This is a genomic window from Sphingomonas sp., assembly GCF_026460985.1.
GTDB lineage: Bacteria > Pseudomonadota > Alphaproteobacteria > Sphingomonadales > Sphingomonadaceae > Sphingomonas.
Map to the genome: position 1 here is coordinate 36045 of NZ_JAPKNM010000062.1, position 7253 is coordinate 43297.

Below are 7253 nucleotides of genomic sequence, written 5' to 3' on the forward strand. Positions count from 1 at the left end.
ATGCAGCAGCTCCACGGCCCCAGCCTCGCGCCCTTGTCGGGCGACGCGCCGAAGCAGCTCGTCGTACTGCTCCACGGCTACGGCTCGAACGGCGCCGACCTGATCTCGCTCGCGCCGATGTGGCGCCGGCTGCTCCCCGACGCCCTGTTCGTCGCCCCCAACGCCCCCGAGCGCTGCCCCGGCGCGCCCGGCGGCTATCAATGGTGGGCGCTCCACGACCTCAGCCGCCCCGCGCTCGCCGCCGGCGCGCGCCACGCCGCGCCGGTGCTCGACGCCTGGCTCGACGCCCTGCTCGCCGAACATGGGCTCACCGAGGACCGGCTGGTGCTCGCCGGCTTCAGCCAGGGCACGATGATGGCGCTCCATGTCGGCCCCCGCCGCGAACGCACACTCGCCGGCATCCTCGGCTATTCGGGCATGATCGCCGGCCCCTCGCTCGACCCGGCGGAAATGCGCAGCAAGCCCCCGGTCCTGCTGATCCATGGCGACGCCGACACGATCGTCCCGCTCAGCGCCTATCACCACGCGCATGGCGAGCTGCAGCGCCTCGGCTTCCCCTTGGAAAGCCACGTCTCGCGCGGCCTCGGCCACGGCGTCGATCCCGCCGGCATCGAGCTGGGCGGGAAGTTCGTGACACGGGTGCTGGGCGGCTAACTATCGCCGCACCCAGCCGAGCTCCGCCATCACCGGGAAATGGTCCGACGTCTGCACCTCGCCCCGATGGTCGGTGATCGTCGCCACTCGCTTCGCCGCGAAGCCGCGGGTGAAGATCCAGTCGATCCTTTTGTCGGGCGTGCCGGTGAAATTGTGGAAGGTCCCCTCCGGCCCCTCGCGCTTCGGCGCGCTGACCCAGGCATCCTGGAGGTGCGCGCTCAGCGTCCGATAGGTCGGGCTGCCGGGCACTGTGTTGAAGTCGCCGGTAAGCACCACCGGCAAGTCCCCGGCCATCGCCTGGATCCGCGCGAGCACCAGGGCCGCGCCCTTCTCGCGCGCGCCCTCGTCCTGCGCGCGGTGCGGTAGATGCGTGTTGAAGGCATAGAAGCGACGCTTGCCGTCGATCGTCTCGAACAGCCCCCAGGTCGCCAGCCGCGGCAGGTCCGCGCCCCAGGCCGCGCTGCCCGGCACCTCGGGCGTGTCGGACAGCCAGAAATCGCCCGACTTGATCAGCCGGAGCCGGTCGGTCCGGTAGAAGATGCCCATATGCTCGTCGTCGCCGCCGCCGCGGCGGCCGACGCCGAACCATGCGTAATTCTTGAGCCGCTGCGTCAGGAAATCGCCCTGCGGCTTGAGCAGCTCCTGCGTCCCGAACAGGTCGGGCGCGGCCTTTTCGAGCATCGCCGCCGCCACCTCGCGCCGCTTGCTCCAGGCATTGGCGCCGTCGCTCTCGTTGGCGTAGCGGATGTTGAAGCTCATCACCTTGAGCGGCGCCTGCGCCAGCGCCGGTCCACCCGCGCACAGCAGCAGCGCCAGCATCGTTCGCAGCAGCATCCTGATCGTCATTCCGCTCTCCTCTTCGCCGCTTCCGCTTAGGCCAGATGATTGTTTCGCCGGCGTTGCCCCTTTGCGGCGCTGCGCCGCGATCCCATATCCCCGGCGATATGAGCGAAAACAGCAATGCGTGGCACGGCACCACAATCCTCTCCGTGCGCAAATCGGGCAAGGTGGTCATCGCGGGCGACGGGCAGGTCTCGGCGGGTAACACGGTGATGAAGCCCAATGCCAAGAAGGTCCGCCCGCTGGGCGACGGCAAGGTCATCGCGGGCTTCGCCGGCGCGACCGCGGACGCCTTCACCTTGTTCGAGCGGCTCGAGTCCAAGCTCGAGCGGCACCAGGGCCATCTCCTCCGCGCCGCGGTCGAGCTCGCCAAGGACTGGCGGACCGACAAGTACCTCCGCAACCTCGAGGCGATGCTGATCGTCGCCGACAAGGAAGTGACTTTGGTGGTCACCGGAAACGGCGACGTGCTCGAGCCCGAGGGCGGCGTTGCCGCGATCGGATCGGGCGGCAATTTCGCCCTCGCCGCGGCGCGCGCCCTGGTCGATTACGAGACCGATCCCGACAAGATCGCCCGCCAGGCGATGAAGATCGCCGGCGAGCTCTGCGTCTACACCAACGACCGGCTCACGGTAGAGACGCTGGACTCGGCGACCTGACCCTCAAAAAGCCCCTCCCCTTCAGGGGAGGGGTTGGGGTGGGGCCTGTCCGCGGGCCACCACTCTGCGAGACATCCCCCACCCCTTCCCCCTCCCCTGAAGGGGAGGAGCTGAAAGAAGAAAATGAACGAGAATCTCACGCCCAAGGCGATCGTCGCCGCCCTCGACGCGCACATCATCGGCCAGAAGGACGCAAAGAAGGCCGTCGCCGTCGCGCTCCGCAACCGCTGGCGCCGCCAGCAATTGAGCGCCGACCTGCGCGACGAGGTGACGCCCAAGAACATCCTGATGATCGGGCCGACCGGCTGCGGCAAGACCGAGATCAGCCGCCGCCTCGCCAAGCTCGCCGACGCGCCCTTCGTGAAGGTGGAAGCGACCAAGTTCACCGAGGTCGGCTATGTCGGCCGCGACGTCGAGCAGATCGCGCGCGACCTGGTCGAGGAGGCGATCCGGCTCGAGAAGGAACGCCGCCGCGCCGCGGTGAAGGACAAGGCCGAGGAGGCGGCGATGAGCCGCCTGCTCGACGCGCTCACCGGCAAGGATTCGTCGACCGCGACGCGCGAGGCGTTCAAGCAGCGCTTCCACGACGGCGTCCTCGATCAGACCGAGATCGAGATCGAGGTCGAGCAGGCGCCGCAGATGCCGTTCGACGTCCCCGGCGGCGGCGCGCAGATGATCAATCTCGGCGAGATGATGAAGGGCCTTGCCGGCACTCCGCTCAAGCGCCGCAAGCTCAACGTCCGCTCGGCATGGGACAAGCTCGTCGAGGAAGAGGCCGACAAGCGCCTCGACCAGGACGAGGTCAGCCGCCAGGCGCTCGCCGACGCCGAGGCCAACGGCATCGTCTTCCTCGACGAGATCGACAAGATCGCGGTGAGCGACGTGCGCGGCGGATCGGTGAGCCGCGAGGGCGTCCAGCGCGACCTGCTCCCGCTGATCGAAGGCACCACCGTCGCCACGAAGTACGGCCCGATGAAGACCGATCATATCCTCTTCATCGCGAGCGGCGCCTTCCACGTCGCCAAGCCCTCGGACCTGCTCCCCGAGCTCCAGGGCCGCCTGCCGATCCGCGTCGAGCTGAAGGCGCTGACCGAGGAGGATTTCGTCGCGATCCTCTCGGACACCAAGGCGAGCCTGGTCCAGCAATATGCGGCCCTGCTCGGCACCGAGGGCGTCCAGATCGATTTCACCGAGGACGGCATCCGCGCGGTCGCCAAGATCGCCGCGGAGGTGAACGGCGAGATCGAGAATATCGGCGCGCGCCGGCTCCAGACGGTGATGGAGAAACTGCTCGAGGAAGTCAGCTTCGACGCCGAGGACCGCACCGGCACCACGCTCGCGATCGATGCGGCCTATGTCGACAGGCAGCTCGCCGCAGTGGCGCGCAACACCGATCTCAGCCGCTATGTACTCTGAGTATTTGCGCAATCGTGAATTTGTTGCGATTTCGCAACGATTAGAAACAAAGTAAGTAAAATCGGCCTCCGCGAGCACGAAAATGCTCGCGGAGACGGCTTTTCCTCTTTACCGGCGCCCTCCTCAACTTTGGGGGGACCAAATGAAGAAGATGATCTTGGCGTCGCTCGCGGCGCTTGGCGTAGCCATGCCCGCTTTCGCGCAGGACGCCGCTCCGGAACCGCGCGAAAAGGGCGTTTTCGACGGCGTGTCGTTTGCGGGCATCGTCGGCCTCGACGTGCTGACCATCCAGGAGAATGACGAAGCCGATACGGCGCGCGACGTGCTCTTCGGCGGATCTATCGGCTATGACCGCCAGGTGGGCCGGGTCGTGATCGGCATCCAGGGCGAGATCACCAGCTCCGGCGCCGCGTACAAGATCGAGAACCTGCTCGCGAGCGGCGATCGCTTCGAGTCGAAGGCCGGTCGCGATCTCTATGCCGGCGTCCGCGTCGGCCTGCCGACGGGCCGCACTTTGCTCTACGTCGGCGCCGGCTATGTGAACTCGCAGCTCCGTTCCTATTATGCGGACGCCACCGACTCGATCGAGCAGACCGAGGAGAAGGGCGGCTTCCGCGTCAGCATGGGCGCCGAGCTCCAGCGCAAGAACATCTTCGGGCGGATCGAGATGCGGTACCAGGATCTCGGCGACTACACCGTCTTCGCCCTGCCGACCGGCTATGCCCGGACGCACACCCAGATCGTCGCGGGCGCCGGCGTCCGCTTCTGATCCAGGGACGACGCTCCCTCGCACAGCGGGGGAGCGGACCGGCCAGGAGCCGGTGAGAAGGGGTCTCGCGCCAAGCCGTGCGCTTGGGGCGAGGCCCCTTTCGTCACGCCGGGACCAGCTCCATCACGTCGAGCACCGATTCGAAGCGCGGGCGCGGGAAGACCAGCCGCCAGCGCTTGGGGCCGATGCGCTCGACATAGCCGATCATGTCGCGATCGGCGTCGAGGCCGTAGCGCAGCGGCGCGGTCTCGTCGCCGAGGACGAGCGTGCCGAGGAAGATCTGGCGCGTGGCGTCATGGGGGAAGACCAGGCCGGTGGGGCGCTGCGATCCGGTGACCTTGTGCAGGCTCCGGACCTCGCCCTCCTCGGCGACGCGGCAGTCATAGGCGGGATAGGCGGTGAAGTCGCGCACCGCGGTGCCCCGGCCGCCCAGCTTGAAGGTGCGGCAGCGATATTTGCCCTGCGGCAGCGCCGCGTCGGCGAGCGCGCGATCGGGATCGAAGAGCAAGGGATCGGCGGCGAGCGCCTGCGGGTCGGCCTTGCGCGCGAGCGGCAGCGCCTCGTCCCACGCGTTGCGCCAGTCGCGCATCCGGTCGCGGTCGTCGCCGGTGGCGACGCGCTGCCAGCGGACGTTGGTGGGCGGGCGCGACGCGGTCGCCTCGCGATAGACGCTGCAGCCCGTCAGGCCCAATGCGAGCGCCGCGGCAACGGGCAGCATCCACTTCATCTTCGGCTTCTTCCTCTCGACCCTCTTGCGGGCGACCCTGGGGCCCGTACCCTAGGCGGCGGTCCAGCCGCCATCCATCGAATAATTGGCGCCGGTGATCTGCGCAGCCTCGTCCCGGCAGAGAAAGAGCGCGAGCGCGGCGACTTGTTCCGGCTGGACGAACTGCTTGGTCGGCTGCGCGTCGAGCAGCACGTCGTTGATCACCTGCTCCCGCGTGAGGCCGCGCGTCTTCATCGTGTCGGGGATCTGGTTCTCGACGAGCGGAGTCCAGACATAGCCCGGCGAGATGCAGTTGACCGTGATGCCGTGCGTCGCGACTTCGAGCGCGGCGGTCTTGGTCAGGCCGGCGATGCCGTGCTTGGCGGCGACATATGCGGCCTTGTTGGGGCTGGCGACGAGGCTGTGCGCCGAGGCGGTGGTGATGATCCGGCCCCATTTCCTCGCCTTCATCAGCGGGATGGCGGCACGCATCAGGTGGAAGGTCGAGCTCAGGTTGATCGCGAGGATCGCGTCCCATTTCTCGACCGGGAACTCGTCGATCGGCGCGACATGCTGAATGCCGGCGTTCGAGATCAATATGTCGACGCCGCCCAGCTCGGCCGCCGCGCGCGCGACCATCGCGGCGATCTGGTCGGGCTTCGACATGTCGGCGCCGTCGTGGAGCGCCTTGGCGCCGCTGGTCGCCGCGAGCGCGGCGCGCTCGGTCTCGATCGCCGCGGCATCGCCGAAGCCGTTGATCATCACACTCGCCCCCTCGGCGGCGAGCGCCTTGGCATAGGCCAGGCCGATGCCCGAAGTGGAGCCGGTGACGATCGCGGACTTGCCCTTGAGGAACATGGGGGACTCCTGACTAGCGGTGCGTGAGGTCGAAGGCGGCGGTCTTGCCGTCGAGGATGTTCTGCGCGACGAGCTGCGCGCTCGCCATGGTCTCGGCGACTGCGGCGCGGCCCGCCTGCCAATGCTCGTGCATCGAACGCGCCGAGAATTCGAAGTCGCGGCTCCCGCCCTCCCAGGCATTGGCGCGGTAGATCAAATGGACGAGGCTCAGCGGCTTCTCGTCGGCGAGGTGGCGGAGCGCGGCGACGTCGGGATCGTCGGCGAGGGTAGCCGGCAGCTTGGCGAGGACGCGGCGGATCGCCTCGCGCTCTTTCCGAAGCCGCAGCCGCTCGTCCGAGACCTGGCGGGTGCGGCTCGAGAAGCGGATCTCCTTCTCGCGCGCGACCACGTCGGTGATCGTGCGCGGCAGTTCGGCGGCGGCGGGGAAGAGATCGACCTGGAAGACGAGCGTGTCCTCGCGCTGGCGGTCGAGGATGTGCGTGAGCGGCGTGTTCGAGACGAGGCCGCCGTCCCAGTAGAAGCGGCCGTCTATCTCGATCGGCGGCAGCCCCGGCGGGAGCGCGCCCGAGGCCATGATGTGGCGCGCGTCGAGCCGCTCGTCGGCGGTGTCGAAATAGCGGAAATTGCCGCTCGCGATATCGACCGCGCCGACCGAGAGGCGGACGGGCCCCGTGTTGAGCAGGTCCCAGTCGATAAGCGCGTTCAGCGTCTCGGCGAGCGGGCTGCTGTCGTAGAAGCTGAGCGCGCCGGGCGTACCGGGCAGCGCCAGGGCCGGCGGGATCGCGCGCGGGCAGAAGAAGCCCGGCACGCCGCCGATCAGCACCGTCGCCGCGGCCCATTCGTGCGCGAATTCGCGCGCGGTATCGCTCAGGGGAATCGAAAAGTCGGGAAGCGCGGCGGTGACGCCCTCCCAGAAGGAACGGATCGCGGCGAGGCGATTCTCGGGCGGGTTGCCGGCGAACAGGGCGGCGTTGACCGCGCCGATCGAGATGCCCGCGACCCAGTCGACTTCGATGCGCGTATCCTCCAGCGCCTCGATCACCCCCGCCTGGAAGCTGCCCAGCGCGCCGCCACCCTGGAGCACCAGCGCGACGCACTCCGGAAGCGGCAGTCCGGCGACGCGGCGGCGCGGGCGGGTATCGGCGTCGGCCATGGGGCGCATGTGGCGTATCTGGGTGGCTCCTGCAATCCTCCCCGGGGACGGGAGGATATAGATCGAATCGACATTCGGCCTTCCAATCCTCCCCCGCCAGGGGGAGGTGGCGCCGAAGGCGACGGAGGGGGAGGAATCACGCCGATAGTGAGTCGCCGTCCTCCCCCTCCGTCAGCCTGCGGCTGACACCTCCCCCTG

Annotated in this window: 8 protein-coding genes; 4 read left to right on the forward strand and 4 right to left on the reverse strand. The window is 68.5% G+C overall.

From position 1 onward, the window contains the following. The gene (locus MT490_RS09935) at positions 1 to 654 is read left to right on the forward strand and encodes a prolyl oligopeptidase family serine peptidase (RefSeq protein ID WP_297386689.1); all 654 of its coding nucleotides are present in this window, start codon (positions 1 to 3) and stop codon (positions 652 to 654) included. Here the strand turns inward: MT490_RS09935 and MT490_RS09940 are convergent, their stop codons facing one another. Next, a complete protein-coding gene (locus MT490_RS09940; RefSeq protein WP_297386691.1) occupies positions 655 to 1500 on the reverse strand; it encodes an endonuclease/exonuclease/phosphatase family protein in 846 nt (281 codons plus the stop codon). It lies immediately after the preceding gene. Positions 1501 to 1598: 98 nt separating this feature from the next. Between MT490_RS09940 and hslV the strand changes: the two genes are divergently transcribed. The 3 genes from hslV (at position 1599) to MT490_RS09955 (ending at position 4338) form a co-directional block, all read left to right on the forward strand. Further along, entirely contained in the window at positions 1599 to 2153 is a 555-nt protein-coding gene (hslV, locus tag MT490_RS09945) for an ATP-dependent protease subunit HslV (RefSeq protein ID WP_297386694.1), read from the forward strand. 123 nt (positions 2154 to 2276) lie between these two features. Beyond that, positions 2277 to 3569 carry an ATP-dependent protease ATPase subunit HslU gene (gene hslU, locus MT490_RS09950; protein ID WP_297386697.1) on the forward strand — a complete coding sequence of 431 codons (1293 nt, stop codon included), beginning with the start codon at positions 2277 to 2279 and terminating at the stop codon, positions 3567 to 3569. 142 nt (positions 3570 to 3711) lie between these two features. After that, positions 3712 to 4338, forward strand: a complete 627-nt coding sequence (locus MT490_RS09955; RefSeq protein WP_297386699.1) for an outer membrane beta-barrel protein — start codon at positions 3712 to 3714, stop codon at positions 4336 to 4338. 103 nt (positions 4339 to 4441) lie between these two features. Here the strand turns inward: MT490_RS09955 and MT490_RS09960 are convergent, their stop codons facing one another. Genes MT490_RS09960 through MT490_RS09970 form a run of 3 tightly spaced genes read right to left on the reverse strand, consistent with a single transcriptional unit; the run spans position 4442 to position 7055 of the window. Next, positions 4442 to 5065, reverse strand: coding sequence for a DUF4893 domain-containing protein (locus MT490_RS09960; protein ID WP_297386702.1), 624 nt, complete (start codon positions 5063 to 5065; stop codon positions 4442 to 4444). A 51-nt stretch (positions 5066 to 5116) separates the two neighbouring features. Then, the gene (locus MT490_RS09965) at positions 5117 to 5902 is read right to left on the reverse strand and encodes a 3-hydroxybutyrate dehydrogenase (protein WP_297386706.1); all 786 of its coding nucleotides are present in this window, start codon (positions 5900 to 5902) and stop codon (positions 5117 to 5119) included. Between the two features lie 13 nt (positions 5903 to 5915). Further along, the gene (locus tag MT490_RS09970; protein ID WP_297386708.1) at positions 5916 to 7055 is read right to left on the reverse strand and encodes a patatin-like phospholipase family protein; all 1140 of its coding nucleotides are present in this window, start codon (positions 7053 to 7055) and stop codon (positions 5916 to 5918) included. Positions 7056 to 7253 lie beyond the last annotated feature (198 nt).